Raw genomic sequence first — 25,196 nt, 5'->3', positions numbered from 1 at the left:
AAATGTTGAATCTTTTTTTTTTGCAGTATTGTCGTCTCTTCTTTTCATCAAATTTCTATCTCCAAGAAATTGAAAGCTGTTCTAATGTTAATTATAAAACAAATTGTTACAGCTCCTCAAATAAAATTGTGGCTTTATTTTTGAATAAGTAGTATTTTTGAAACTTAAATAAAAACCCTATAATGAAAAAGATTTTAATTCTGTCTCTCCTATTTTCTCTAAGTTCTCAGGCTCAGGTAAAAGAAACCTTATCTCAAAAAATATCAAAACTATCTACTAAAGTTTCAGGAGTTGGCGGCGTTGATATTGCATCTGGACTAAAAGAAGCTTTAAATAAAGGAATTACAGAACAAGTAAGTAAATTAACCGCCGTAGATGGTTTTTATAAAAATGAAGCTGTAAAAATTCTAATGCCCGAAGAACTGCAAAAAGTCGATGCAACTTTAAGAAGGGTTGGATTAAGTTCTCTTGCCGATGAAGGTGTTAAAATGCTGAATCGTGCTGCAGAAGATGCCGTGAAAGAAGCAACTCCAATCTTTGTTTCGGCAGTGAAAAATATGTCAATTACCGATGCAAAAAACATTTTACTGGGAAATGAAAGTGCTGCAACAACTTATTTACAAAGCAACACAACTAAATCTTTATACGGAAAATTTAATCCCGTAATTAAAAGCTCATTCGAAAAAGTGGGTGCCGATGTGGTGTGGAAAAATATTATAAATAAATACAACACAATCCCGCTTGTAAAAAAAGTAAATCCAGATTTAACTGACTATACAACAACTCAAGCTTTATCTGGTGTTTTTAAAATGATCGCTGTCGAAGAAAAAGATATTCGTACTAACATTAGCGCAAGAACAACGCCTTTATTGAAAAATGTTTTTGCAATGCAGGATAAAAAATAGTTTTTTTTGTTTAACTGTTTAATCGTTTATTCGCGCAATCGAACAAACGATTAAACAGTTAAACAATTAACCGATTAAACCAAAAAACGAAATGCAAAAAATAACCATTCTGATTCATTGTAAAGACCAAAAAGGAATTATCGCTGCAGTGACAACTTTTATTGCTAAAGTTGAAGGAAATATCATTTACATTGATCAGCATGTTGATGTAGAACAAAATGTCTTTTTTATGCGATTGGAATGCGAATTGACCAATCCGAAAACTACAATTGAAGATTTTAAAACTGATTTTGATCAATCGATTGCCACTGATTTTAATATGTCTTGGGATTTGTACAATCAGGAACAAAAACCAAAAATGGCATTGTTTGTTTCTAAATACGATCACTGTTTATTTGATATTTTAGGACGTTACAGCGCTGGTGAATTAAACATTGAAATCCCGCTTATTATCAGTAATCATAATGATTTAAGATCAATTGCTGAGCGATTCGATATTCCGTTTCATTGCGTGCCTTTTACAAAAGACAATAAAGAAGAAGGCGAAGCCAAACAAATTGAACTTTTAAAAAGATATCAAATCAATTTTATTGTGTTAGCGCGCTATATGCAGATTATCACACCAAATTTGATTTCGCTTTACGAGAATAGAATCATAAATATTCATCATTCGTTTTTGCCTGCCTTTCCGGGTGCAAAACCATATCATTCGGCTTTTAAACGCGGTGTAAAAATTATTGGTGCAACAAGTCATTATGTTACCGAAGAATTAGATGAAGGACCAATTATCGAGCAAGATATTGCAAGAGTTTCTCATATTCACTCTGTTGAAGATTTTATCATGAAAGGCCGCGATTTGGAACGTATTGTTCTTGCAAGAGCCATCAAACTGCATGCAGAGAGAAAAACAATGGTTTATAGTAATAAGACAGTTGTTTTTTCTTAAGGTTCAAAGTGGCAAAGGTTCAAAGTGGTAAAGGTTCAAAGGGACAAAGGTTTTTCTTTATAATAAAACAAACCCGACAGGTTTTAAAATCTGTCGGGTTTATCATTTTTTTACATTTTTACATATCAAACAAACCGGATTAAAGTCCGGCACAACAATATAGATCGAGCCGAAGGCTCTTTTAAAGTTCTGAAAAAAAATTATATTGTAGAGCTGGACTTCAGTCCAGTTTAAATAAAAGACATAAAAAAATTAACCCGACAGGTTTTAAAACCTGTCGGGTTTAAAAAATCTGTCGGGTTTATCATTTTTTTACATTTTTACATATCAAACAAACCGGATTAAAGTCGGGTACAACAATATAGATCGAGCCGAAGGCTCTTTTAAAGTTCTGAAAAAAAATTATATTGTAGAGCTGGACTTCAGTCCAGTTTAAATAAAAGACATAATAAAACAAACCCGACAGATTAAAAATCTGTCGGGTTTATTTTTAAAATCATGAAGCAAACCTTTGAACCTTTGCCTCTTTGAACCTCAGAACCTTTGTTACTTTGCTCCTTTGCTCCTTTTTTTAACGAACCACAATCGACAATCTTGGATCATCAAAAGCGTCTACTTCAGCCATTGTTAAACCAAGAGCGTTTGCAACTCCTTCTCCATATGCTGGATCCGCTTTGAAACAGTTTCTGATGTGGCGAATCTGAATAAACTTTTGAGCGCCTCCCACTTGTCCCGCAGTATTTTTAAACAACAATTGTTTCTTTTCTGGAGTTAACAGGTTGAATAATAATCCTGGCTGCGTGAAATAATCATTATCATCATCTCTAAAATTATATGCCCATGCATCGCCGTGAAGTTTCAATGGCGGCTCTTTAAATTCTGGCTGTTCTTGCAATTCACCAAAACTATTTGGCTCATAATGTTTTTTCGATCCGTTATTTCCATCAACACGCATTGCTCCGTCTCTATGGAAAGTATTATAAGGACATCTTGATGAATTTACAGGAATTTGGAAATTATTTACTCCTAAACGATATCTATGTGCATCTCCGTAAGAAAACAAACGAGCTTGCAGCATTTTATCTGGTGAGAAACTAATTCCAGGAACAACATGCGCCGGATTAAATGCGGCTTGTTCTACTTCGGCAAAATAGTTTTCTGGATTTTTATTCAATTCAAATTCTCCAACTGGAATCAATGGAAAATCACCTTTCAACCAAACTTTAGTCAAATCAAAAGGATGAAAACGATAATTAGCAGCTTGTTCTTCGGTCATAATTTGAACAAACAATTTCCATTTCGGAAAGTTTCCTTCTTCAATAGCATCAAACAAATCACGCTGGTGGCTTTCTCTGTCTCCTCCTACTAATTTTGCAGCTTCTTCATCAGAAAGGTTATCAATACCTTGCTGCGTTACAAAATGAAATTTCACGTAATGTCTTTCATTTTGTTTGTTTATAAAACTAAAAGTATGACTTCCAAAACCATGCATTTGTCTGTACGATCTCGGAATACCTCTATCACTCATTACTATTGTAACCTGATGCAAAGCTTCTGGCAGTAAAGTCCAAAAATCCCAATTGTTATCAGCACTTCTCAAATTGGTTTTTGGATCACGTTTTACAGCATGATTTAAATCAGGAAATTTCATTGGATCACGGAAAAAGAATACAGGCGTATTGTTTCCTACTAAGTCCCAGTTTCCTTCGTTTGTATAAAATTTCAAAGCAAAACCTCGAATATCTCTTTCTGCATCTGCAGCGCCTCTTTCTCCAGCAACTGTAGAAAAACGAGCAAACATCTCTGTTTTTTTACCAATTTCCGAAAACAAATCGGCTCTCGTATATTTAGTAATATCGTGAGTTACTGTAAAAGTTCCGTAAGCGCCAGAACCTTTAGCATGCATTCGTCGTTCTGGAATAACCTCACGATCAAAATGCGCCATCTTTTCTAAAAACCAAAAATCTTGTAACAAAACTGGTCCGCGAGGGCCCGCTGTTTGAATGTTTTGATTGTCTGGAACGGGAGTTCCAGTAGCAGTTGTTAATTTTTTGTTTGATTCCATATTGCTGATATTTAATGTTTTACCAAATATACGAACTTATCCTTAGCATATCAATAATCAAAATTGATTGTTATTATATTTTAATAATAAAAAACTATATAACGTTACAGAAAGCTCAAAATCAATGTCTAAAAAATCTTAACGTATGTCCAACAAAGTAATAACAAAACCTTAACAGCAAAGCATCCATATATACCTGATCTTTGTACTGTAATAAACTGGTTATTTATTATTTTGGTTTTGGTTAGTTAAATGATGCCGGCGTCTTCGAGATGCCGGCATTCTTTTTTGGGGTAAATTCCAAATAAAAAAATCTCAAAGCCCAATTTAAACAAGTTTGCATTTTTGAATTTAGAATTTGAAAATATTGGATTTTTTTAATTAAGACATTAACTTATATTCAACAAAGTAATAACAAGACCTTAACACCATAATATTGATATATGTCGGACATTTGTAATGTAATAAACTGGTTATTTATTATTTTGGTTTTGGTTAGTTAAATAATGCCGGCGTCTTCGAGATGTCGGCATTTTTTTTTGTTTTATTTTGTTTCTTCCAAAAGCTCGAGAGAAACAAACCATAAATTTGGATACAACAATTAGAGATTTGGCTACTTCAAAAAAATAATAACGCTAGATCTTTGCCTTATCAATTTTAATCTAATACAAAAATTATGAGTGCAATAAAAGAAATGAATTTGGGAACTCAGGGATTAATTATTCCTAACATCGGTTTAGGCTGTATGGGAATGAGCCAAATTGCAGGAAACGATATTTATGGTAAAGCGGACGAAACTGAATCTATAAAAACAATCCACCGTTCACTTGAATTAGGCGGTAACTTTTTAGACACAGCAGATTTGTACGGTCCGCTGGCAAATGAAAGACTAATTTCAAAAGCGATAAAAGGAAATCGTAATGCTTACAAAATTGCTACAAAATTTGGCTTTGAAATTAACGACAACGAAGAGCTTACCTGGCAGTTTAACGGCAAAAAGGAATATGTAAAAAAAGCTGTAGAGCGTTCTCTTAAAAATCTTGGAACAGATTATATCGATTTGTATTATTTACACCGCGTTGATCCTAATACTCCAATAGAAGAAACAGTTCAGGCAATGTCAGATTTGGTAAAAGAAGGAAAGGTTGGATATATTGGTCTTTCTGAAGTTTCTTCTGAAACAATTAAAAAAGCTCATAAGATTCATCCTCTAACTGCAGTTCAAAGTGAATATTCTCTTTTTGAAAGAAGCATTGAAGAAGACGGAATCATAAAAACATTAGAAGAACTTCAAATTGGCGTAGTTGCGTATTCTCCTTTAGGAAGAGGATTTATTTCGGGTGAAATACAACATCCTGAAGACTTACCCGAAAATGACTTTAGAAGATCAATTCCTCGTTTTCAAGGAGAGCAATTTTACAAAAACATTGAACTTTTAAATGAAATAAATGTTATTGCTCACGAAAGAAAAATTACAGCCTCACAATTGGCGTTAGCATGGATCGCTTCTAAAGGCTTTTTAGCAATTCCGGGCACAAAACGAGTAAAATATGTTGAACAGAATATTGAAGCGGCACAACTTGTCCTGACTCCTGAAGAATTGAATAGATTGGAAAGTATTATACCAATAGGAACAATTACTGGAAATCGTTATGATGAGGCTGGAATGAAATCTGTTAATCTTTAGGAACTCAGAAAAAAATCTACAGGAAAAGTTATCTTTACAAGAGCTTTTCCTGTATTAAACCTAAAGCCATGAAGAAAGAAGATCATACTCCGCATACTATAAGCTCTATTCCTGAATTACATAAATTATTAGAAATTTCAAAACCAGATCATCCTTTAGTAAGTTTTGTAAATCTGAAAGATATAAATTGTCATTTTGATAACAATCTAAAGAGCGTCATTTACAGTTTTTATACGATTTCGATTAAAAAAGGATTTAAGGGAAAAATGAGATACGGTCAAAACTATTATGATTTTGATGAAGGTGTTATGACATTTATGGGTCCAGGTCAAATTATTTCTACAGAAGTTCCAATGGATACAACTGTAAATGGCTCAATGCTGGTGATTCATCCTGATTTTATTCAGAGTTATCCTTTGGCGAAAAAAATTAAAGAGTACGGTTATTTCTCTTATGCCGTTAATGAAGCACTGCATCTTTCTGAAAAAGAAGAAACAATGATTACTGGAATTATGAAAAATATCGAACAAGAATATCTTTCATCTATAGATGCTTTCAGTCAAGATGTAATGGTTTCGCATATTGAACTGCTTCTTAATTACTGCAATCGTTTTTACAACCGACAGTTTATTACCCGAAAAAATGCAAACAACACGCTTTTAAACAAATTAGAGATTCTTCTTTCTGAATATTTTGAAAGTGATAAAGTCCAAAAATTAGGTTTGCCAACTGTAGCTTACATTTCAGAACAATTAAATGTTACGCCAAATTATCTTAGTGATATGTTACGCTCATTGACAGGACAAAGTACACAGCATCATATTCACAATAAAATTATTGAAAAGGCTAAAGAACTTCTTACCACTACTTCACTAAGTGTGAGTGAAACTGCTTATAAATTAGGTTTCGAATATCCGCAGTCGTTTAATAAATTATTTAAAAGCAAGACTAACGTTTCACCTTTAGAATTTAGAAGCTCTTTTAATTAATTTTTCAATCGTTCGTGAAGTAATTTAAAATACGCGAAAGCCTTTAATAATCGGCTGCCGTGCCAAGAGAACATTTCTCCGTCAACGAAGATCGTTTTAGCATGATGCGTAAACCTTCCAATTTCAAAAGCATCTTCTTCTTTAAAAGGATAAGGTTCTGATGAAAGAAAAACAACATCTGGATCGCCTTCCAGACGCATTTTTTTAAGTTCGATTTCAGGATAACGTCCTTTATCTTCGTAGATATTCTTAAAATGATTTAGTTTCAGCAATTCATTTATATAAGTATCATTTCCGGCGACCATATATGGATTTTTCCAAATAAAATACGCCGCTTTTTTTGCTTCAATATCCTGAATATATTTTTTGAAATCGCTCAAGGCGAAAGTTAACTTGTCGTTCCACTTTTGCGATTCAGTTCTGCAATTGAAGATTTTACCGAAATCTGAAATCATCTGAAAATTATCCTCTATAGAAACAATATTAGTAACCCAAACCGGGCAAATTTCTTGCAGCTGATTTACTATTTCTTCTGTATTCTCCTCTTTATTACAAATGATAATATCAGGCTGTAAAAGTTTTATTTTTTCAAAATGAATTTTCTTAGTACCGCCGACAATCTTCTTAGTAGATTTTAAATGATACGGATGAACACAAAATTTTGTGATTCCGATTATTTTATCTTCTAAACCCAAATCATAAAGCAATTCCGTTTGAGATGGAACCAGCGAAATAATTCGTTTGGGAGCTGTTTCAAAAAAATGAACGGTTCCTATATGATCTGTTAGTTGTTTCATGTTTAAAATTTCAAGTTGGATTGCGTTTTTTATCAAAGAGTTACGCAAAGTTTTTTACCGCGAATTGCACAAACTTTCACTAATTTAAATTCGTGCAATTCGTGGCGAACAATTTTAAACCTCAAACTTTAAACGAATAATCTCTTCCATTTCTTTTTGAACTGATAAAGCTTCTTCTCTAGCCTTTTCAGCAAAGTCGGTTCCTTTTGAAGCGTATATAATTGCTCTTGCGGAGTTTACCAATAAACCAATTTTATCGTTCATTCCGTATTTGCATACTTCAGACAAACTTCCGCCTTGAGCGCCAATTCCTGGAACTAACAAAAAGCTGTCTGGAACAATTTTTCTGATATCAGCAAAATATTCTGCTTTTGTAGCGCCAACAACGTACATTAAATTTTCACTGTTTTTCCATGTTTTAGAAGTCTCTAAAACTTGTTTGTATAATTCTGTCCCGTTTGTGTTTAAAGTCTGAAAATCGAAAGCACCTTCGTTAGAAGTTAAAGCTAACATAATAGTATGTTTATTTTCGAAAGCTAGAAACGGCTCAACAGAATCTTTTCCCATATAAGGAGCAACAGTTACACTATCAAAATTTAAATCTTCAAAAAAAGCTTTGGCATACATGCTCGAAGTATTTCCAATATCGCCGCGTTTAGCATCGGCAATTGTAAAAATCTCTGGATGCTTTTCGTTGATGTAATTGATTGTTTTTTGCAATGACATCCATCCTTTTATTCCGTATGCTTCAAAAAAAGCAGTATTTGGTTTGTAGCCAACTGTTAAATCATGAGTGGCATCGATTATCGCTTTATTAAATTCAAAAATTGGATCTTCTGTTTCTAATAAATGCGCTGGAATTTTATTTAAATCAGGATCTAAGCCAACGCATAAAAATGATTTTTTTTGAAGAATTTGTTCGTGTAGTTGTTGTGTTGTCATATTACATTTTAAGAGTGTTGCAAAATTACAAATAATATTAGTTTTTGTTTCAGGTTTTAGGTTTGAAGTTTCAGGTTAATTCTTTGCCACGAATTTCGCAAATTTCACGAATAGAATTTTTGTTAATAAAATTTGTGCAACTCGCAGCAAAAAAACTTCACGTTTCGCCCTTCGACTTCGCTCAGGGTGACAATGTAATTGCTTAAAATTTTAAATTTTAATTATCTAATTGTCCTATTATCTAATTAACATTGAATTCTTATAACAACTGCAAAAAATTATGTAAGAAAAAAGAAACTCTTCTTTTTAATTTTGAAAGGAACTCTAAAAAACAGACCGTTATGACCCCAAATATTGGAATATCAACAAAAAATTTAAAAAAAAGTACAAGTATATTAGCGACTATTTTATCTAATGAAATGATTCTTTATGTAAAAACCAGAAAATTTCATTGGAACATTTCGGGAAATAGTTTTATGGAATTACATAAATTGTTTGAAGAGCAATACCGAATTTTAGAAGCTCAAATCGATGAAGTTGCAGAACGCATCAATCAGCTTGCGAGAAAACAATCGGGACAATGAAAGAGTTTATAGAAAATTCAACGCTTAAAGAATCTCCAAAAGAATATGCGTCGCAAAAACATATGCTCGAGGAACTTCTAGAAAATCATGAACAGTTGGTAACTGAATTTCGATCTTATATTCCGATTTTTGAAGACGAAGCCAATGATGCCGGATCTGCAGATTTTGTGACGAACTTATTGCAGGAACATGAAAAAATGGCTTGGATTCTGCGTCGTTATCAAGTTTAAAAAAAGTTTGAAATGTGAATTATGCAACGATTTCCAAAATAAATATAACACGAAACTCAATATTAATAGGCAACTTTACCATGTAAAAAGGACCCCACATTCTATTTACAGAAATAAAAAGGCTTGGTTGAATAAAACAGAATCTGAAGTATTAAAATGCTTTTCTGACCGTTGATGATTTAATTTTTGCTAAAGATAAAAGTAGCGACTTACCAAAAACTATAGCAAATACAGGGAAAAAAGAATTTTATCAAATCCTGTCAGAATTATGAAGCTTTCTTATTCGATCAGAAGTACCGTCTAGTAGCAAAATATTAGACGGTATTTTTTTGAAAATTTAGTTTTTATACGTTAATATTTCCTTAATACAACGAGTAAGAAAGACTATAAGCCAAAATAAATTAATTATCTTTAACCAAATTTGTATAAAATGAAACTGTTTATAAAGTTTGACATTAACACCATTTGCTCTCTTTATCTGAAGCAAAATCTCGAGCAGCAAAATATAAATTTTACTACTTTGGGTTTTGGAGAAATCGAAGTTGATGATAGTCTAGATTCTGATGCACTCGAAGCTTTAAAAAACAATTTAAGCCCTTGCGGATTTGAAGTTGTTGAAAATCAAAAAAGTGTTCTAGTTCAAAAAATTAAAGATGCTATAATTGAGCTTGTTTTCATGGAAGACAATAACAATTATAAAAGTTCCGTTTTCTTAGCAGAAAAACTAAATCATAGTTACGGATATTTATCGAACGTTTTCTCTGAAGTGACTTATTCTTCTATTGAAAACTTCATCATTTTACAAAAAATTGAAAGAGCAAAACAGTTAATTATTATTAACGAAATGAGCTTAACAGAAATCGCGTTCTTATTAAATTATTCAAGTGTTGCACATTTAAGCACACAATTTAAAAACACAACCGGCATTACGCCATCAGCTTTTCAGCGAATAATTAAGAAACGAAGAGAAAATTTAAAACAAAACTAAATACCACATAAAAATGCAAAACGCATTACATATTTTACTTGCAGATGATGATGAAGATGATCGTCTTTTTTTTAAGGATGCTTTCGAAGAAGTAAAAGTACAAACCAACGTAAATTTTGTTCATGACGGAATGCAGTTAATGGATCATTTGATGAACCCAAATACTAAAATTCCAGATATTTTATTTCTCGATTTGAATATGCCTAAAAAAACAGGAAAAGAATGTTTGATCGAAATCAAAAAGACAGAACATCTTAAAAACATTATTATCGCCATTTATTCAACTTCATCATCTGAAGAAGATATTGAAGATACTTTTATTCAAGGTGCCAATATTTACATTAAAAAACCAAGCGATTTTAATACGCTTAAAAAAATAATTAATGAAGTTGTGACTGTAAACTGGCACTATCATACATCAGGATTAAATCGTGATAATTTTTTACTGCGTCTAAAATAATTGTACATCAATGAAATGGATCCCAAATTTTAATTCTTCAAACTCTTTGAGAGTTATTTTTGTAATCGCAGTTTTCATTCTGTTATTTCTTTCCTCTATTGCATACAAGCACAATCAAGATTTAAACGAATCGAGTAAGCTTGTTATGCATACTTATGAGATAAATATTCAGCTGGAGCGTTTAATGTCGGCGATTAAAGATGCCGAAACGGGTCAGCGAGGTTATATTATTACCAGAAATGCACGATTTTTAACGCCTTATATTTATTCGCGTGATAAAGTAAACACTTCCTTTATCACGTTACGAAAATTAACGGCTGATAATCCTGTACAGCAGGAAAACCTTCGCAAACTTTTTAAGCTAATTATTCAGCGTTTCGTTTCGTTTGAAAACTGCTTAAAATACAGCGATCCTAAAACATACGATAAACGCAGACTTGACAATCATATGTTTGGCGGCCGAATCCTGATGGAAAACATTCGTTTTAAGGTTGACGAAATGAATGATATGGAGAAAAAATACTTAAACAAAAGGCTGAAAATCTATGATGCCGAAATATCTTTAAGTCCGCTTTTTTCTATTTCATTATTCTTAGTCGCTATGAGCTTTATTTTACTGGCTTACAGACAAATAAGTAAAGATTTCGAGCGTTTGAAAATTTTCAATAAAAAACTCTTAATTTCCAGCGGTTTAATAGCTCAATCTGAAACAATTGGTAAATTCAGTACGTGGCAATGGGATTTAGACTCCAATAAAATCGATTATTCTGATAATCAATTTCGATTATTAGGTTATGAGCCAGGTTCATTTGTGCCTGAAAAAGATACTTTTTTAAATTTTGTTCATCCTGATGATAAAGAAACGGTTGCTAATTCTATTGAAGGAATTATAAACAACGGACGTCTTCCTTTTGTTTATTATAAAATCTTACTTCCAAGCCGCGAAGTCCGATATTTTAAATCAACAGGGAAATTATTAACGGATCAACAGGGAAGTAAAATTTTACTGGGAATTAATTTTGATATTACTGATGAGCATCTGTTGAATATTGAATTACAGGAACGTAATAAAGAATTAGAAAAAAGCAATAAAGAACTGGCTTCTTTTAACCATGTTGCCAGTCATGATTTGCAGGAACCGTTAAGGAAAATCCAAACTTTTATTTCGAGAATTTCTGATGCTGACAAGGCTGTAATGTCTCAAAGCGCAAATGATTACATTACTAAAATTCAGATTTCGGCCAAAAGAATGCGCGTTTTAATTGATGATCTGCTTTTATTTTCAAGAACAAATACGACTAAAAAAGAATTTATAAAATCGCAGTTAAATGAGTTGCTTCAAAATGCTGAAGCTGAATTAACAGAAATTATCGAGGATAAAAAAGCGGTTATTACAGTTTCAAAACTGCCAAAATTGTCTGTGATTCCGTATCAAATAGAACAGCTTTTTATCAATTTAATTGGAAATTCATTAAAGTACAGCAAACCTAATGTTACTCCCGAAATTGTAATTGAGAGCACTAAAGTACTTTCTGAAGATTATCCTGAATTGCTGGATCAAAATGTAAAAAAATACCACAAGATTACTTTTACGGATAATGGAATGGGATTTGATCCTCAATTTAAAGACACTATTTTTATATTATTTCAACGTTTACATTCAAAAACAGATTATCCTGGAACCGGAATTGGTTTGGCAATCTGTAAAAAAATTGTCGATAATCATAAAGGCTTTATTATGGCAGACAGCGAGCCGGATAAAGGTTCGGTTTTTACTATTTTTCTTCCTGATTAATCTTTCAAAAAACACAACTTAAAGCACTGCAAAATAACGTTATATAATTTCTTTATGGGAATTATATAACGTTTCTTTTTTATGGTGTAAAGCAAAATACGCTATTCCTCGCCAACTTTGTAATATAATACTTTATGAAGTAATAATGAGAGCAATACCTATACTAAAGGGAGCATTTTTTAAAGTGTGTTTTTTTTTGATTATCATTTGTGTTTCATCATGCAAAAAAAATAATCCAATTGAAACGACATTGAAGAAAAATGAAACTTTTGCAAAAAATGAAAAGGAAGAAACAGAAGCCTTTTTTTTTATAGCTACTGCTAATGTAAGTAAAGCAATTATTTCAAAAAGTAAGATTGCACAACAAAAAAGTTCAGAAAGTTCAATAGCAATTTTGAGTTTGAAAATCGAAAGACAGCAAAATCGGTTATTAGAAGATGTAAATGAATTAGCGACTAAAAGGCTCATTATTATATCCGAAATAGATGCGCCGCATCGAAGAGACACTTACAATCTGGTTAACGTAAATGCTTTTGATTTTGACACTGTTTATTTAAAGTTGATGAAACAATATTTAGAAGAACAAATCGAATTACTGGAATCGATCTCTAAAGAAACAAATGACAAAACAATTTTAAAATTAGTATTGACCTATTTACCTGAACAATTTGATCTTTTAAGAGAAACGGAACTCAACCTGAAAAAAGAAATAAACTAATGGCTTGCCATTTTATTGGCAGCTATTTTAATAATGAAGATATAAATACTAAAGACTTTTTAAAGGCTGGAAACGTAAAAAATGAACCCTTTTTAAATTAAATATATTAATCACTAAAATTCAATTATTATGAAAACGAGTAACACCATTTTAGGAATTGTTGGAGCTGCTGCGGCAGGAGCATTATTAGGAGTATTATTTGCACCCGATAAAGGCTCAAATACTAGAAAAAAAATCAAAGATAAATCAAGAGACTACGGCGATAATATCAAACATAAATTTGACGGCGTTGTACACACAATCACTTCAAACGGTAAAGAGATTATTCAAGAAGGAAAAGCAAAGTTTAATGAAGCAAAAGAAGACTTTAACGCTTTAAAAGACGAAGCTAAATCTGCAAAATCAAATTACCAAAAGTGATTCTTTCAAACCATAAATACCAATATCATGGAACCAAATGCAACAACAAATGAGGACCTAAATCTTTATGAAAAAGCCGAAAATTATACCAAAACGAGTTTAGAATTACTAAAACTTAAAACGGTATCGTCTGTGGCAGATGTAGTTTCAACACTCACATCAAAGATTGCGGTTGCGGTTGTTGTTGCATTTTTTTCCTTGTTTCTAAATATTGGCATTAGTTTATGGATTGGAAAAGAACTTGGAGAATATTATTATGGTTTTTTTATTATGGCACTTTTTTATTTAATTGTTGCCATTGTGATTCACAAAATGCACCATACTTTAATTAAAACTCCAATTGGAAATACAATTGTTTCCAGTATTCTAAAAGAAACTAAAAACTGATTTATTCCATTAATAACTAAAAAAGACTGCTATGGAGGCTATTTACACTATTGATGAATTGAATCAGAAAATACAACAGCTCGAAAACAGACAAGGTGCTGAATGGCATTCTATTAAAGAAGAAATCGAGGATATTAAAGATAACTTAAAACCCATTAATCTAATTCGGAATACGGTTGAAGAAATCAATGAAACAATTGGTTTCAAAAGTCATTTGGCGCAATCAGCGATTAGTATTGGAATTGGTTTTCTAGCTAAAAAACTCGTAGTAGGAAAAACCCCTTCAACATTTAAAAGCATCTTCGGATCATTGTTGCAGCTTGTTGTAACCAATTTAGTTTCGAAACCGCATGAACCCTCACGCGAAACAGCAAAAGAGGAATCATGACATAATGAACCATCATAAAGAGTGATTGTCTAACTTAATACATATGATTATGGAAAAGTTAAATGAAATAATAATCAAAAATAGTGTGAACATCTACTCTACCCTATATAAATGTTTTGAATTTACAAGAGTATTTTTAGGTATCTAACTTGTTTATACGTTTTAAGTTATAACAAATGATTAAACGGTTAATACATCACTATAGTTAAGGTGCTAAGATTCTTAGGTTTTAAGGTACTGAGATTCTAAGTTTTTTTCTTGAAAACTTAAACTTATCTTAACCCAAAAGCGCGAGTTTCACAAAAGTGAAACTCGCGCTTTTTTATTCTCTAAAATACATCTCAGCAAAAAAAAGCCTTTGTGCCTCTACACCTTTGCACCTCAAAAAAAAACCTCAGAACCTGAGTATCTCAGCCCCTTTAATTATAATTTTGATAAATAGGAAATTTCAAGCCCACATAAAGGTTGCAACCTTTAGAATTGTTTGAAAATAAATTGCTGATTAATGATCCTGAACCTATAAATAATGGGCCGGCTCTAAAACCAGTTCCAACTTGTGTTCCGCCATATTGCATCCAAGTCACAGGAACGTAAAAACTAAATTTCCCATCTTCAAATCTAGGCGTAAATGTAACCGAATTTGCAATTGCAGTTCCGTTTGTCTTTTTAGCATCAACCAATCCAAAATCTCCGCTTAAATTCAGATAAAACTTATTATTAATATTCCAGTCAAAATTGGTGTGCAAAGCAGTTGGTAAATTGGCCTGCATTCCTTTTCGTGATGCTGTTTTTACATAATTGGCATCAAAGAACTCAAAAATATTATCGGCATTATCAATATCATCCTGCGTAACTCTTCCTGACAAATCGTACGTGTTTTCGACCATATTTTTATAATTAAGCTTTCCAATATCTGTTATAGAAACTGCGGTTTTAAACTTATATCGATTTCCTCTGCAAGTATGGCAATTGGTACGATATTCATACGTAAATCCTAAATCAACGCCCACACCAGCCGAAGTTCCATCAAACTTAGGATCATTACCGTTTTGATAATCATAACTTGCCGCTGTTTTTAATGTTCCCGTTGAGTAATATTCACTCAAAGCCGGATTTACATTGTTTTTATTAAAAGCAACACTCAAATTATTTCCGTTGATGTAACCATTTACTCCTGCCAGCAAGTATTTCAGTGTAACACCGCCTTTTATAAAATGTTCTTCTTCATCAAGTAAAACCGTACCATAACTGGCTCCAATCTCTGCCCACGAATTGGTAACAGCATTTGGATTTCCTCCAGTTATTAAAAAACTATTTGAAACATCTAGATCTTTATTTACCTCATCAACAAGTTGACCATTTACATCGACAACATTGGTTACACTTCGAACACGCGTAAAAAGTGCAACGCTGTGAGCGGGAGTAATATTGAACATAACGGACGGACCTAAAATATCGACATTAAAATTCCCTTTATTATTCGCTTTAATATTCTTCTTTCCGTCTCTTTGCAAATCAAAACTGCCATCTAAAATCTCGGCAAAATTAACTCCATACAAATCATTCTGTCCGGTTGCACTAGCCGAAAACACGTTAATATCAACTTTGTATTTAGAATCTACAACAGCCGACGGATTAAATAACACACCTTGAATCCCCGCATAATTATCATCCCGAAATCCAAAATACGATTGCCCTTGGGCATAAAAAAAGCTTCCAAAGAAGCAAAATAATAGTAAAGTTCTCTTCATAAATTAGTTTTAAACAATTGGTTAGTTACACCTTTTATGGTTGAAAAGGCACACAAATATTAAAAGAAAAATGTTAAAAAAAAACTTTTTTTCTAACGAACAAAGAGGCAAAGATGCAGAAAATCAAAGGTTTTAAGATTTTTCTTAGAATTGACAAAACCAAAATAGTGCTCATGCTTGAAACTAAGAAAACTATTTCGGGAGCTGTATTACAGGAAATGATTTGTGAAAAATTGGTTATGAAAAATGAATTGTAAATACACTGCGTCCCAATGGTTGAAATCATTGGTTATATACAAATAAGAATTACTCGATTTATTACAAAAAAAAAGCCGAACATATTGTTCGACTTTTAATATAGTATAACTTCAAAGAGAGAAAACCTTAAAACCTCTCCATCTTTGTACCTTTTTTAAACCTCAGATTAAAAAACCTCCGAAGCTTCTTTCAATTTCTCCATATTGTTAACCAACTGAAGCTCGGCAACAATTTTATGAATATCACCATTCATGATATTTCCTAAATCGTAAAGTGTTAAACCAACACGGTGATCAGTTACACGACCTTGCGCATAGTTGTACGTACGAATTTTAGCCGAACGGTCACCAGAACTAACCTGAGAAGTACGTTTTGTAGCATCTTCAGCTTCTTTCTTAGCCAATTCCATTTCGTACAAACGAGAACGTAAAACCGTTAACGCTTTATCTTTATTTTTATGCTGCGATTTCTGATCTTGACATTGCGCCACTAATCCTGTTGGAATGTGCGTTAAACGTACTGCCGATTTCGTAGTATTTACCGATTGTCCTCCAGGTCCTGACGAACAGAAGAAATCTACACGAACATCGTTCATATCAATTTGTACATCAAATTCTTCTGCTTCTGGTAAAACCATAACAGTAGCCGCCGATGTATGCACACGACCTTGCGTTTCTGTTTGAGGAACACGTTGTACACGGTGAACACCTGCTTCAAACTTTAAAGTTCCATAAACATCCTCACCCGAAACCTCAAAAATAACCTCTTTGAAACCTCCAGAAGTTCCTTCGTTCATATCTACAACCGAAGTTCTCCAGCCTTGAGATTCACAATATTTAGTATACATTCTGAATAAATCTCCTGCAAAAATACTTGCTTCGTCTCCACCCGTTCCCGCGCGAATCTCCACCATTACATTTTTAGCATCTTCAGGATCTTTAGGAATCAACATAAATTTGATTTCCTCCTCTAGCTGCGGCAAACGCTCTTTTGCTTCGTCAAGCTGCATTTTGGCCATTTCAACCATATCTGCGTCGCTTCCGTCAGCAATAATTTCGTTTGCTTCGTCAATATTTGCTAAAACAAGAATGTATTCTTCTCTCTTTTCAACCAAAGCTTTTATGCTTTTATATTCTTGGTTGAGTTGCACATAACGTTTTTGATCAGCAATAACATCCGGCTGAATAATCAAATCCGAAATCTCATCAAAACGCTGCTTTACATATTGAAGTCTATCTAACATTTTCTAATTCCTTTTATTGGACTGCAAAATTACAAAATTTTTGTGGAAAATTCTAGTGGTTATTTTTTGGGAATTTTGAGAGAGAAATTTAGTGGAATTAGGTTGGTTCTTGGGAGCTACCAAATCAATTATACCTTATTATGTTATTCTAATATCTTATACTAGACTACTAATAAGAATACTCAACATATTTTTATCATCATAACTTCTAATTTACTAAAGTGATTATTATGCAGACCACAGAAAAAATTGGCAAATTATTATCTTCAAAATACAGACCATTTATAGAAATTCTTAGCAACTCCAAAAACTGTGATAGTAATGTTATTGTTGATTCTATTACAGGCGCAATGTTTTCTGTTCAAACCAATTTTTTGTTCTTATTCAAAGATAAAGATGATAACATGTGGTTAACCATTCCTAAATCATTAATGATAAATAATAAACAGTATTATCCAAAGGTTGGCGACACCATCTCTCGAAGCGATGGAATAAAATACCATTTTACTACAAAAGAAGAAGTCGTAAACATGGCTATCGAATATTTTGAAAAGTTCATTGACCCATATTTTGGAATGATTGTAACAATGGAAGGTCAATTATTTTTTGAAAACGAAGAAGGCAGAAGAACTAAATTCTGTGGAATATACCAAAAATTTAAATCAAAAGCATACGATAAAATCGATGCTTATATATCTTCTAATTAACTAAAAACCTTTATGCTATGAGTAAATTTTCAGAACAAGTTCACATTTCAATAAGTTCCTTTGAAAAAAATGTTATTTATTACGATCTGCAGGTTTCACAAAAAATGGCGGATCATCATTATTTTACTTTTATCTGGCAATACACTGGAGAAGCTGTTATTGATCCAAAAAAACAGGCTGATGCTATTTCAAAATACATTGGAAGTGAAGTCATTTTTACTTTTAAAGTTAACGGAATTAAGTTAATGTCCAAAGGTATAGTTCGAGGTCTGAAATCAATAGATCGTTATGGAAGCCCAGCAGGTCTTCATGTTTATGGAATAAGTCATACTGTTTTTTTGGAAGACGGTCCCAAATCAAGAATTTTTCTCGGTAAAAACCTTCAACAGATTGCACTTGAATTATTTGCAGAAACCCAATCCGATGAGTTTTATCAGAGACAGGCCATTAAGCCGACCTACACCAAAAGTTTTTCTTTTAAATCTCAGTATAACGAAACAAGTTTTAGTTTCTTGAAACGTCTTTCACAACGCTATGGGCAGTGGTTTTATTTTGATGGAATGCGAATGCAGTTTGGAGAAACTAAAACCACCAATATTAAACTAATTAATGGTTCGTCGTTACATGAGTTTACAATAGAAACCAATCTGTTTTCGCATAAAAGTTCTTTTGGAGGTTATGATTACCTCGCAGCGTCAAATATTCGGAATGGTGCATTGGTCAATGATAACGGAAGCCGAGATAGATTTACTTCCTCAATGGTTTGGAATCAGTTAGCCGTAACAACAAAAGAATTAAATGTAGGCACTTATACCAATAATGCGCAGAACAAAGAAGAAATTGATGAAATGGTCAAACTACAAACTTCGGCGCATAATGCCAATTGTGTTTTTTATAGTGGTATATCCTATTTCCCAATTGGTGTCGGGCAGGTTTTTAGCATTCAAAACAAAACGGTCGAACATAACCTGATAGCTGTAGAAGTTATTCACTATTCTGAGGTGAATGGAGATTACAAATGTGAGTTCAAAGCCATTCCATCTGATGTTACGACACCACATTATACCAATGTAAATGTCTTTGCTTTTGCCGAAGCTCAGCCAGCCAAAGTGACCGACAATAACGATCCCGAAGGTCTAGGACGTGTTAAAGTGCAATATTATTGGAATGGCTGGGGCAATGAGAGCGAATGGATGCGCGTAACGCAGCTATATGCCGGATCAGGAAAGGGCGGTTATTTTAGACCTGAAATTGGCGAAGAAGTTCAGGTTAGTTTTCAGGGAGGCAACGCCGAATGCCCTTATGTTTCTGGTACTTATTACAACGGAAAAGAAAAACCAGATTTTTTTGATCCTGAAAACAAGATTAAAGGCTGGAAGCTTCGTTTTGGAATGCTGTTCAAGTTTATTGAAAAAGTTGGTATTTGGCTTTCTGACCCAAGCGGGAATGAACTCCATTTGGATGAAGAGAATAAAAATATAAATGTGACTTCGCCTGAGACAGTAACCATACGAGCTAAAAATATTGTTTTTGAAGCTAGCGAAAGTATTACGCTGAAGGCAGGAACTGATATTGATAGTAAAGCGGATCAAAATATAACACAAAGTGCAGGCAATAACATTACGATAAGTGCAGAAGGTAATCTTTTCGAAAAAGGTGATGAAAAAATTGAACTTATAGACGAAAAAATAACTATTAATTCTTCTGAATGTATTGAAATGGCGGAGAAAATAAATATGAGTGCAACTAATGGAGATATGACATTGAAAGCTTCAAAAACGATTCATATTAATAGTGGTGAAAACAGCAATATTAATTAAACTTTAAACTTATGGCTATTATAAAAAATGCTACAAACAGTATTTTGCGGATAAACAAAAAGTCTATTGTTAAAGCAAAAGAAATTGAAAAAATCAGTGGTAACATAAAGTTAGTTGCTACTTATGGAAATATAGAATTAAACAGTACACAAAAAATAATAAAAAATGGGAATATCAGTTAGTTTTGGCGATTATGAGCCAGAAAGAATACCAGAGCCTTGGGAAAAACATCCAAGGGTGAATCTTAAATGGGCTTATTACACTCAGAGTATTTCGATGACTATAAATGGGGAGCCTCATTGTGTAACAGCATTAACAAGTTTAAAAAAATATTCCGGATATGGAGATGAAAAGGGAGATGGGTTTCCTAATCAGCAAGACAAAGACGTATATGCAAGTGCTCTAAATATCTACATAAATAATATTGGAGAAGTAATTGGTGGTGATCGTGTAGTGACAACATATAGGACTATTGCAGATGCAAAAGGTATAGAAGAACTAGATAGAAATTTCGGTGTAAAAAGAGAAAAAGATATTTTAATAGATGGTCCAGAATTACATCGTCTTATAGTTGAAAAAGGACGAGTAAGATTTAGAAATGGAAAGGAGCATATTTTAAATTCTTTCCTTAACTATATTAAAGAAGCAATGATAATTAATAGAACACTAGATCAAAATTATACCCGTGTAATAATATCAGAAGATAAATCAAAAATAGAAAAAATATTAGCTAGAATTGGTATAGCAGGTGGCTTAGTAGGATTTATACCTTTTTCCGAAACTGCTGGAGTAGCTATTGTAGCTAAAGAAGTTGTTTCAGTATTTTGTTTTTTATTAGGTCTGGAACCTGAAATTAATACACTGGATAAAGCCTTTCCAATGTATGACATATATCAAATAGGTAAAAAATCCTATCATCAAGATTATTTAGCGGTGCAAGGACAAGATGGTGAATTTTACCAGAAGAAAGATGGTATACAAGAACCAAGAGAAGAAGATATTTTAAAAGGTATTGAACCAGTAATAGAATATAAAAAAAAGATTCAATGATGAAAAAATTATTATTAACATTCTTGATTTCAGTTATTTCTTGTACGAAAACTGATAGAATCAATCATTACATAAATCAAAATTTAAGCGAACAAGAATTGCTCGATAATGGCTTTTACAAATATCAAAGAATAGTATATGAGGGAATAATTGATGATGAAAAAGATTATAATTTATCATCTGAGCCGACAGTTGCCTCTAAATTCAATCAAGTTACGATTGATGTTTTGTCTAATGTTAGGCCAAGAAAAGTTAATCAAATACCTAAAGGACCGATTAATATATTTAAAGATATTCCAGAAAACGATATTAAAGGAAAAATTATCACCTACTTTTTTAGAAATAAAAAAATATTTTATAAAAGCATAATGACGCATCCTTTCAACAATGATGGAAAAAAGGAATTATTTAAAACAAAAGAAGACATTAAAAAATACTATAATAATTTAAAAATAAACAATGAAGAAGTCCCACTTGAAAGACTTCGAAATCATAATGACAGTATTGGATTAAGAGTAAAATTTATAATAAATAATTATGAATCCTATTTTTATTTATCAGATAGAAATGAAATGGTAACGTACTATTTAAAAGAAAAAATAGGAAATGAAGATTACCTTACTTGGGATTTTTACAATGAAAACTCACTTTATAAGTTCATTGAATAGAATAAGAACTTGTTGATTTGGAAAAATATTGAGTTAGAATGATATAAAAAAGAAAATTCTAATAGATACATTTCCCCCGCTCCCGCACGAATCCTTTCGTGTGGCGATAAGGCGGTTAAGTCCAATTTACTTGGCATAACTTTACCCCCGCTCCCCAAAGAGTTCCAATAAAAAGCTACGCAAACGTCTCCGACTTTGCGTATTTTTTTGCTCTCAAAAACCATAAACCTGTCAAAAGTCTCCGACTTTTCCTGAATCATTTTAAAATAATGGTTTTCACAATCATAAATGAGTTTAAAGTCAGAGACTTTAAGACGTTTCTGTTTTCAAAAAAACTATATGAAATGGCGCAAAGTCATAGACATTTGCGCAGCGAGTGAGCTGTTTTCTGTCCTGATTGTTATCGAATATCAAAATAAATATAAAGATGATATTCAAATATCAATTGACAAAAATATTCCCTGATATATGAAAGCTCAGATTTGCAATCTTAGCTGAAAACAATGAGATCTAATATGTAGAAAAAAACTACAAAAAAACACAACTCTTTATATATTTATAAATAAAAAAATATCAATCTTTGCGACACAACTAAAATCAGATTTTTAAAAATGAATACCAAAACGATATTAATCCTAATTTTTCTTTTACTTGGAAAATATGTTAAAGCCCAAAATAAAATAGATCAGATTTTCAAATTAAAAATTGAAAGGGCTATGATTTCGAGCGGAGATAATTTTCCCGATTTTAAAATAAAAAAAGATAGTTTAGATTTTTTATTATTTGCTCTTCATAAAGGTTATAGTGTCCAAGATTTTCAAAGTTTTACAAAGTTTAATGATGAAAAAATGGCAAGTAAAATTACCTTTTTAGAATCTAAAAATTGGCTGCATAAAGTTAATAATCAGTACAAACCAACTGTTTTTATTGCGGGCTCAAAAGATGGTGAATTACTATATAAATACGCAAAACCCATTTCGAGTAAAATAACAAAATCGATTACAAAAAAGTTACCCGAAATAAAATCACTATTCAACACTACAGCAATTTCTAAAACTCAGAGTTTTGAAAAATGGTCATTTCTAATTCTAAGTGATGTTTTGTTAGACTCTTGGCAAATTAATAATGTCGAAAAAGAATTCCTTAAACAAGACGATAGACCTTTAAGAAATGGAAAACATTACTATTTCAAGATTAGCGAAAACACTGATTCTAGAACAGAATCTTTTGGAATTTATGGCAATCAATCGCATCAAATTGGCAACAACTACAGCAGTATTTATGGAAATAACAGAGACGGTTTTGAAAGTTCATTATCTAAAAATATAATCACAGAATCTGATAACCAAATTTTTGATGAAATGGCTAAAATCTATTTACCCGATTTATTGAAAGTTTTAGAAAGCGAACGAAATTACAGCAGGCAGATTTACGTTAAATTAGGTTACGACAAAGAAATATCATTTGAAGAATTTTTTATTTGGTGGTACCATTTCATTTATACACAATCGACAAATGAAATGAAAGCAAACGGAATTTTAACGATACCTGTAAGTGGAAATTTTGATTACACAATAGAAGAATAAAAACCGCCAATTCTGCAAAGAATTACGCATAAAACGCAAAGTCAGTCTCGAAAGCTTTCGGGATTGTGCAACAGATAATAAAAAACTAGCCGCCAAAAAAAATGAAAAAAATTATATTCAGGTTTTGGATTATTAATTTCTTGATAAGCATTTCATTATTTTTTATTTACAGAATTGTGATTTCAGAAACAAATGTGATCGCGGGAAATTCCTTTGAAAAACTTCTACAGATTTTAGATCTCATAATAAATCTAGGTTTTTCAGCTGTATATTTTATTGCGATGATCATCTCTTCTTTTGCAATTCTTCTAAATTTGAAAGAAAAAATCAGAAATAATTTCTACTGGTCACTTTTAGCATTTTTAGGAATACCAACATTTTGTGTCCTTTTTATCCTTATTAATTTATTAATCGATATTTCCGTACACAATGTAACTATTCTAAAAAGGCCCGCCATTTTTTCAATAATTTATCTATTTCTTACGACAATAGAGTTTTTATTATTCAGAAAAAGAATCAACAAATTCAAAATCGAATAAACAAGATTTCTTTGCTCTGCGAAGATTTCTAGTCTCAAACAAACCATATAAAACATTCCAAATTAAGCATTATTTACATCAGGCATCAATTGTAAATATGCGTACATAATTGTCTCAAAAATGAAACTAAAGAATCATCCGTTTTTCAAAAAATATAAAGTTATCAAAATCGCATTATTAGTACATCTCGTAACTTCGGTAATTGTATTAACTACTCAATTAGTTCATGGTTTTATAAATCAGGATATTGCAGGCAGTTTCAAAAAACCTTTTGAAAATTATGAAGCATTATACAATCCCGAAAAATATCTCAAAAAAGATATTTTTGTAGTTGACACGGCTTTTGTTCAGAGCGAAGTTTCTTCTAGTCAGGGAAAATCTACTTCAAAAGATCATACCATAATTCGCGGTAATTTATTGCATTCTAAAACAAAAAAAGAAATAGATTGCGCTTACATCAATTCAGCAGTAATTATAGGAGCATACACTTACAATCAAAATGTAAAAACGATCGAAGTACTTAGAAATACTCTTAATGATGAAGTCTTTTTAAACGATAAAACAGATCTTAAATCACAAAAAATTGATGCTGTTTTGGGACTGTATTTTTATTATTCTTTTATTCCACTTCTTATAATTCTATTCCTTTTAAAAAAGAAATCATTTAACTAATATGATTTTAATTGTAAAATTATTTCCTCGTTCAACCTTTAAAAAGTTCTAATGAAACGAAAAATTAGTCCCAAAAGCTTTAAAGATTACGCAGCGAAAAATGTTGTCACATCACATCAGATTCCAAATGAATTTTATGCAAATCATCTAATAACTCCATTTCTGTTTCTGGCAAAAGCTGTAATGCAATTTCTAGCAAAGTCATTACATTAATATCTGTATTTGCTGTAAAGCTGGACAAACTTCTAACTTCACTATTCAGTAAAACAATACTTGCTTTTAGTAAATCTGAAACCATTAGATTTAGTTCGTTATAACAGGATACTTTTAGCGGTACAGTAAACGATTTTTTATTATCAGAATCTGGTTTTAGTTTTCTAAAGTCTTTTCCTTTATTCAGTAATTCTAAAATTTTCTTAGTTTCTTCTGATTGTTGTGCTTCCATAATTTTTTAGCTTTTCATATCGAAACGAAATTAGAAATAACAGATTATTTTTAAGTGATTGTTTACAATAGGTTGCATACAACTGAATATTCCAAAAATTTTTCATCAGCACAAAACCTCAAACAAATACCTATATATTTGCTATAATTAAATTAC

The 25,196-nt window shown here is 31.9% G+C and carries 27 protein-coding genes; 21 read left to right on the top strand and 6 right to left on the bottom strand.

The features are described from left to right. The first annotated feature begins 182 nt into the window (after positions 1 to 182). Positions 183 to 905, top strand: coding sequence for a DUF4197 domain-containing protein (locus NLG42_RS12085; protein ID WP_089056508.1), 723 nt, complete (start codon positions 183 to 185; stop codon positions 903 to 905). Between the two features lie 91 nt (positions 906 to 996). Continuing rightward, on the top strand, positions 997 to 1,851 hold the full coding sequence (purU, locus tag NLG42_RS12080) for a formyltetrahydrofolate deformylase (protein ID WP_089056507.1): 855 nt from the start codon (positions 997 to 999) through the stop codon (positions 1,849 to 1,851). A gap of 571 nt (positions 1,852 to 2,422) precedes the next feature. Here the strand turns inward: purU and NLG42_RS12075 are convergent. Beyond that, entirely contained in the window at positions 2,423 to 3,916 is a 1,494-nt protein-coding gene (locus NLG42_RS12075) for a catalase (protein WP_089056506.1), read from the bottom strand. A 676-nt stretch (positions 3,917 to 4,592) separates the two neighbouring features. On the opposite strand from NLG42_RS12075, the gene NLG42_RS12070 reads away from it, so the two are divergent. Then, complete coding sequence (locus NLG42_RS12070) at positions 4,593 to 5,603, top strand: aldo/keto reductase (protein WP_257683935.1); 1,011 nt, start codon at positions 4,593 to 4,595, stop codon at positions 5,601 to 5,603. A 68-nt stretch (positions 5,604 to 5,671) separates the two neighbouring features. Then, on the top strand, positions 5,672 to 6,592 hold the full coding sequence (locus tag NLG42_RS12065) for a helix-turn-helix domain-containing protein (protein ID WP_257683934.1): 921 nt from the start codon (positions 5,672 to 5,674) through the stop codon (positions 6,590 to 6,592). On the opposite strand, the gene NLG42_RS12060 is transcribed toward NLG42_RS12065, so the two are convergent. Together NLG42_RS12060 and pyrF are read right to left on the bottom strand one after the other, a co-directional pair. After that, the gene (locus NLG42_RS12060; RefSeq protein WP_257683933.1) at positions 6,589 to 7,389 is read right to left on the bottom strand and encodes an ABC transporter substrate-binding protein; all 801 of its coding nucleotides are present in this window, start codon (positions 7,387 to 7,389) and stop codon (positions 6,589 to 6,591) included. The two genes, NLG42_RS12065 and NLG42_RS12060, sit on opposite strands and share 4 nt — an antisense overlap. A 114-nt stretch (positions 7,390 to 7,503) precedes the next feature. Beyond that, positions 7,504 to 8,331, bottom strand: a complete 828-nt coding sequence (gene pyrF, locus NLG42_RS12055; protein ID WP_099719862.1) for an orotidine-5'-phosphate decarboxylase — start codon at positions 8,329 to 8,331, stop codon at positions 7,504 to 7,506. 341 nt (positions 8,332 to 8,672) lie between these two features. Here pyrF and NLG42_RS12050 point away from each other — a divergent pair, with 341 nt between their 5' ends. The 9 genes from NLG42_RS12050 to NLG42_RS12010 all read left to right on the top strand — a co-directional run bounded on the left by NLG42_RS12050 (position 8,673) and on the right by NLG42_RS12010 (position 14,301). Beyond that, positions 8,673 to 8,915: a Dps family protein gene (locus tag NLG42_RS12050; RefSeq protein ID WP_257683932.1), complete on the top strand. Its 243-nt coding sequence runs from the start codon at positions 8,673 to 8,675 to the stop codon at positions 8,913 to 8,915. Further along, positions 8,912 to 9,145 (top strand): ferritin-like domain-containing protein, encoded by a 234-nt coding sequence (locus NLG42_RS12045; protein ID WP_257683931.1) that lies wholly within the window; start codon positions 8,912 to 8,914, stop codon positions 9,143 to 9,145. The genes NLG42_RS12050 and NLG42_RS12045 overlap by 4 nt, the downstream gene beginning before the upstream one ends. 430 nt (positions 9,146 to 9,575) lie before the next feature. Further along, entirely contained in the window at positions 9,576 to 10,133 is a 558-nt protein-coding gene (locus NLG42_RS12040; protein ID WP_089055193.1) for a helix-turn-helix domain-containing protein, read from the top strand. A 13-nt stretch (positions 10,134 to 10,146) separates the two neighbouring features. After that, positions 10,147 to 10,593 (top strand): response regulator, encoded by a 447-nt coding sequence (locus NLG42_RS12035; RefSeq protein ID WP_089056501.1) that lies wholly within the window; start codon positions 10,147 to 10,149, stop codon positions 10,591 to 10,593. A 10-nt stretch (positions 10,594 to 10,603) separates the two neighbouring features. Next, complete coding sequence (locus NLG42_RS12030) at positions 10,604 to 12,388, top strand: sensor histidine kinase (RefSeq protein WP_089056500.1); 1,785 nt, start codon at positions 10,604 to 10,606, stop codon at positions 12,386 to 12,388. 196 nt (positions 12,389 to 12,584) lie between these two features. Then, positions 12,585 to 13,106, top strand: coding sequence for a DUF4142 domain-containing protein (locus NLG42_RS12025; protein WP_244281236.1), 522 nt, complete (start codon positions 12,585 to 12,587; stop codon positions 13,104 to 13,106). Positions 13,107 to 13,235: 129 nt separating this feature from the next. Next, entirely contained in the window at positions 13,236 to 13,526 is a 291-nt protein-coding gene (locus NLG42_RS12020; RefSeq protein WP_257683930.1) for a YtxH domain-containing protein, read from the top strand. 27 nt (positions 13,527 to 13,553) lie between these two features. Continuing rightward, complete coding sequence (locus NLG42_RS12015; protein WP_089056497.1) at positions 13,554 to 13,913, top strand: hypothetical protein; 360 nt, start codon at positions 13,554 to 13,556, stop codon at positions 13,911 to 13,913. A 31-nt stretch (positions 13,914 to 13,944) separates the two neighbouring features. After that, complete coding sequence (locus NLG42_RS12010; protein WP_257683929.1) at positions 13,945 to 14,301, top strand: hypothetical protein; 357 nt, start codon at positions 13,945 to 13,947, stop codon at positions 14,299 to 14,301. A 419-nt stretch (positions 14,302 to 14,720) separates the two neighbouring features. On the opposite strand, the gene NLG42_RS12005 is transcribed toward NLG42_RS12010, so the two are convergent. Continuing rightward, positions 14,721 to 16,052 (bottom strand): DUF5723 family protein, encoded by a 1,332-nt coding sequence (locus NLG42_RS12005; protein WP_257683928.1) that lies wholly within the window; start codon positions 16,050 to 16,052, stop codon positions 14,721 to 14,723. Positions 16,053 to 16,165: 113 nt separating this feature from the next. On the opposite strand from NLG42_RS12005, the gene NLG42_RS12000 reads away from it, so the two are divergent. Then, a complete protein-coding gene (locus NLG42_RS12000; RefSeq protein WP_257683927.1) occupies positions 16,166 to 16,309 on the top strand; it encodes a hypothetical protein in 144 nt (47 codons plus the stop codon). 167 nt (positions 16,310 to 16,476) lie between these two features. Here the strand turns inward: NLG42_RS12000 and prfA are convergent, their stop codons facing one another. Continuing rightward, a complete protein-coding gene (gene prfA / locus NLG42_RS11995) occupies positions 16,477 to 17,553 on the bottom strand; it encodes a peptide chain release factor 1 (protein ID WP_089056494.1) in 1,077 nt (358 codons plus the stop codon). Positions 17,554 to 17,783: 230 nt separating this feature from the next. Here prfA and NLG42_RS11990 point away from each other — a divergent pair, with 230 nt between their 5' ends. From NLG42_RS11990 to NLG42_RS11960, 7 genes are all read left to right on the top strand, one after another. Continuing rightward, positions 17,784 to 18,260, top strand: a complete 477-nt coding sequence (locus NLG42_RS11990) for a hypothetical protein (RefSeq protein WP_257683926.1) — start codon at positions 17,784 to 17,786, stop codon at positions 18,258 to 18,260. A 17-nt stretch (positions 18,261 to 18,277) separates the two neighbouring features. Further along, entirely contained in the window at positions 18,278 to 20,080 is a 1,803-nt protein-coding gene (locus NLG42_RS11985; RefSeq protein ID WP_257683925.1) for a type VI secretion system Vgr family protein, read from the top strand. Positions 20,081 to 20,091: 11 nt separating this feature from the next. Beyond that, positions 20,092 to 20,262, top strand: coding sequence for a hypothetical protein (locus NLG42_RS11980; RefSeq protein WP_257683924.1), 171 nt, complete (start codon positions 20,092 to 20,094; stop codon positions 20,260 to 20,262). Beyond that, entirely contained in the window at positions 20,246 to 21,130 is an 885-nt protein-coding gene (locus tag NLG42_RS11975) for a hypothetical protein (RefSeq protein WP_257683923.1), read from the top strand. The genes NLG42_RS11980 and NLG42_RS11975 overlap by 17 nt, the downstream gene beginning before the upstream one ends. Then, on the top strand, positions 21,127 to 21,798 hold the full coding sequence (locus NLG42_RS11970; protein ID WP_257683922.1) for a hypothetical protein: 672 nt from the start codon (positions 21,127 to 21,129) through the stop codon (positions 21,796 to 21,798). The genes NLG42_RS11975 and NLG42_RS11970 overlap by 4 nt, the downstream gene beginning before the upstream one ends. Positions 21,799 to 22,409: 611 nt before the next feature. After that, entirely contained in the window at positions 22,410 to 23,384 is a 975-nt protein-coding gene (locus NLG42_RS11965; protein WP_257683921.1) for a hypothetical protein, read from the top strand. Positions 23,385 to 24,043: 659 nt separating this feature from the next. Continuing rightward, positions 24,044 to 24,595, top strand: a complete 552-nt coding sequence (locus tag NLG42_RS11960) for a hypothetical protein (protein ID WP_257683920.1) — start codon at positions 24,044 to 24,046, stop codon at positions 24,593 to 24,595. 106 nt (positions 24,596 to 24,701) lie between these two features. Here NLG42_RS11960 and NLG42_RS11955 read toward each other — a convergent pair whose 3' ends face one another. After that, complete coding sequence (locus NLG42_RS11955; protein WP_099719874.1) at positions 24,702 to 25,040, bottom strand: hypothetical protein; 339 nt, start codon at positions 25,038 to 25,040, stop codon at positions 24,702 to 24,704. Positions 25,041 to 25,196: the final 156 nt, after the last annotated feature.

Origin of the sequence: Flavobacterium plurextorum, from assembly GCF_024638035.1 — a bacterium.
GTDB classification, from domain to species: Bacteria; Bacteroidota; Bacteroidia; order Flavobacteriales; family Flavobacteriaceae; genus Flavobacterium; species Flavobacterium plurextorum.
The sequence above is the reverse complement of the archived record's forward strand: the minus strand, read 5'-3'. Positions and strand labels throughout refer to the sequence as shown.

Bases quoted from the DNA above. Each gene is read 5' to 3' on its own strand.
- NLG42_RS11965 (WP_257683921.1), top strand. From the start codon at position 22,410: ATGAATACCAAAACGATATTAATCCTAATTTTTCTTTTACTTGGAAAA.
- NLG42_RS12060 (WP_257683933.1), bottom strand. From the start codon at position 7,389: ATGAAACAACTAACAGATCATATAGGAACCGTTCATTTTTTTGAAACA.
- prfA (WP_089056494.1), bottom strand. From the start codon at position 17,553: ATGTTAGATAGACTTCAATATGTAAAGCAGCGTTTTGATGAGATTTCG.
- NLG42_RS12050 (WP_257683932.1), top strand. From the start codon at position 8,673: ATGACCCCAAATATTGGAATATCAACAAAAAATTTAAAAAAAAGTACA.
- NLG42_RS11970 (WP_257683922.1), top strand. From the start codon at position 21,127: ATGATGAAAAAATTATTATTAACATTCTTGATTTCAGTTATTTCTTGT.
- NLG42_RS12035 (WP_089056501.1), top strand. From the start codon at position 10,147: ATGCAAAACGCATTACATATTTTACTTGCAGATGATGATGAAGATGAT.
- NLG42_RS12045 (WP_257683931.1), top strand. From the start codon at position 8,912: ATGAAAGAGTTTATAGAAAATTCAACGCTTAAAGAATCTCCAAAAGAA.
- NLG42_RS12015 (WP_089056497.1), top strand. From the start codon at position 13,554: ATGGAACCAAATGCAACAACAAATGAGGACCTAAATCTTTATGAAAAA.
- NLG42_RS12000 (WP_257683927.1), top strand. From the start codon at position 16,166: ATGCAGAAAATCAAAGGTTTTAAGATTTTTCTTAGAATTGACAAAACC.
- NLG42_RS12075 (WP_089056506.1), bottom strand. From the start codon at position 3,916: ATGGAATCAAACAAAAAATTAACAACTGCTACTGGAACTCCCGTTCCA.
- NLG42_RS11955 (WP_099719874.1), bottom strand. From the start codon at position 25,040: ATGGAAGCACAACAATCAGAAGAAACTAAGAAAATTTTAGAATTACTG.
- NLG42_RS11980 (WP_257683924.1), top strand. From the start codon at position 20,092: ATGGCTATTATAAAAAATGCTACAAACAGTATTTTGCGGATAAACAAA.
- pyrF (WP_099719862.1), bottom strand. From the start codon at position 8,331: ATGACAACACAACAACTACACGAACAAATTCTTCAAAAAAAATCATTT.
- NLG42_RS12030 (WP_089056500.1), top strand. From the start codon at position 10,604: ATGAAATGGATCCCAAATTTTAATTCTTCAAACTCTTTGAGAGTTATT.
- NLG42_RS12040 (WP_089055193.1), top strand. From the start codon at position 9,576: ATGAAACTGTTTATAAAGTTTGACATTAACACCATTTGCTCTCTTTAT.
- NLG42_RS11990 (WP_257683926.1), top strand. From the start codon at position 17,784: ATGCAGACCACAGAAAAAATTGGCAAATTATTATCTTCAAAATACAGA.
- NLG42_RS12070 (WP_257683935.1), top strand. From the start codon at position 4,593: ATGAGTGCAATAAAAGAAATGAATTTGGGAACTCAGGGATTAATTATT.
- NLG42_RS12085 (WP_089056508.1), top strand. From the start codon at position 183: ATGAAAAAGATTTTAATTCTGTCTCTCCTATTTTCTCTAAGTTCTCAG.
- NLG42_RS11960 (WP_257683920.1), top strand. From the start codon at position 24,044: ATGAAACTAAAGAATCATCCGTTTTTCAAAAAATATAAAGTTATCAAA.
- NLG42_RS12065 (WP_257683934.1), top strand. From the start codon at position 5,672: ATGAAGAAAGAAGATCATACTCCGCATACTATAAGCTCTATTCCTGAA.
- NLG42_RS12020 (WP_257683930.1), top strand. From the start codon at position 13,236: ATGAAAACGAGTAACACCATTTTAGGAATTGTTGGAGCTGCTGCGGCA.
- NLG42_RS11975 (WP_257683923.1), top strand. From the start codon at position 20,246: ATGGGAATATCAGTTAGTTTTGGCGATTATGAGCCAGAAAGAATACCA.
- NLG42_RS11985 (WP_257683925.1), top strand. From the start codon at position 18,278: ATGAGTAAATTTTCAGAACAAGTTCACATTTCAATAAGTTCCTTTGAA.
- purU (WP_089056507.1), top strand. From the start codon at position 997: ATGCAAAAAATAACCATTCTGATTCATTGTAAAGACCAAAAAGGAATT.
- NLG42_RS12010 (WP_257683929.1), top strand. From the start codon at position 13,945: ATGGAGGCTATTTACACTATTGATGAATTGAATCAGAAAATACAACAG.
- NLG42_RS12005 (WP_257683928.1), bottom strand. From the start codon at position 16,052: ATGAAGAGAACTTTACTATTATTTTGCTTCTTTGGAAGCTTTTTTTAT.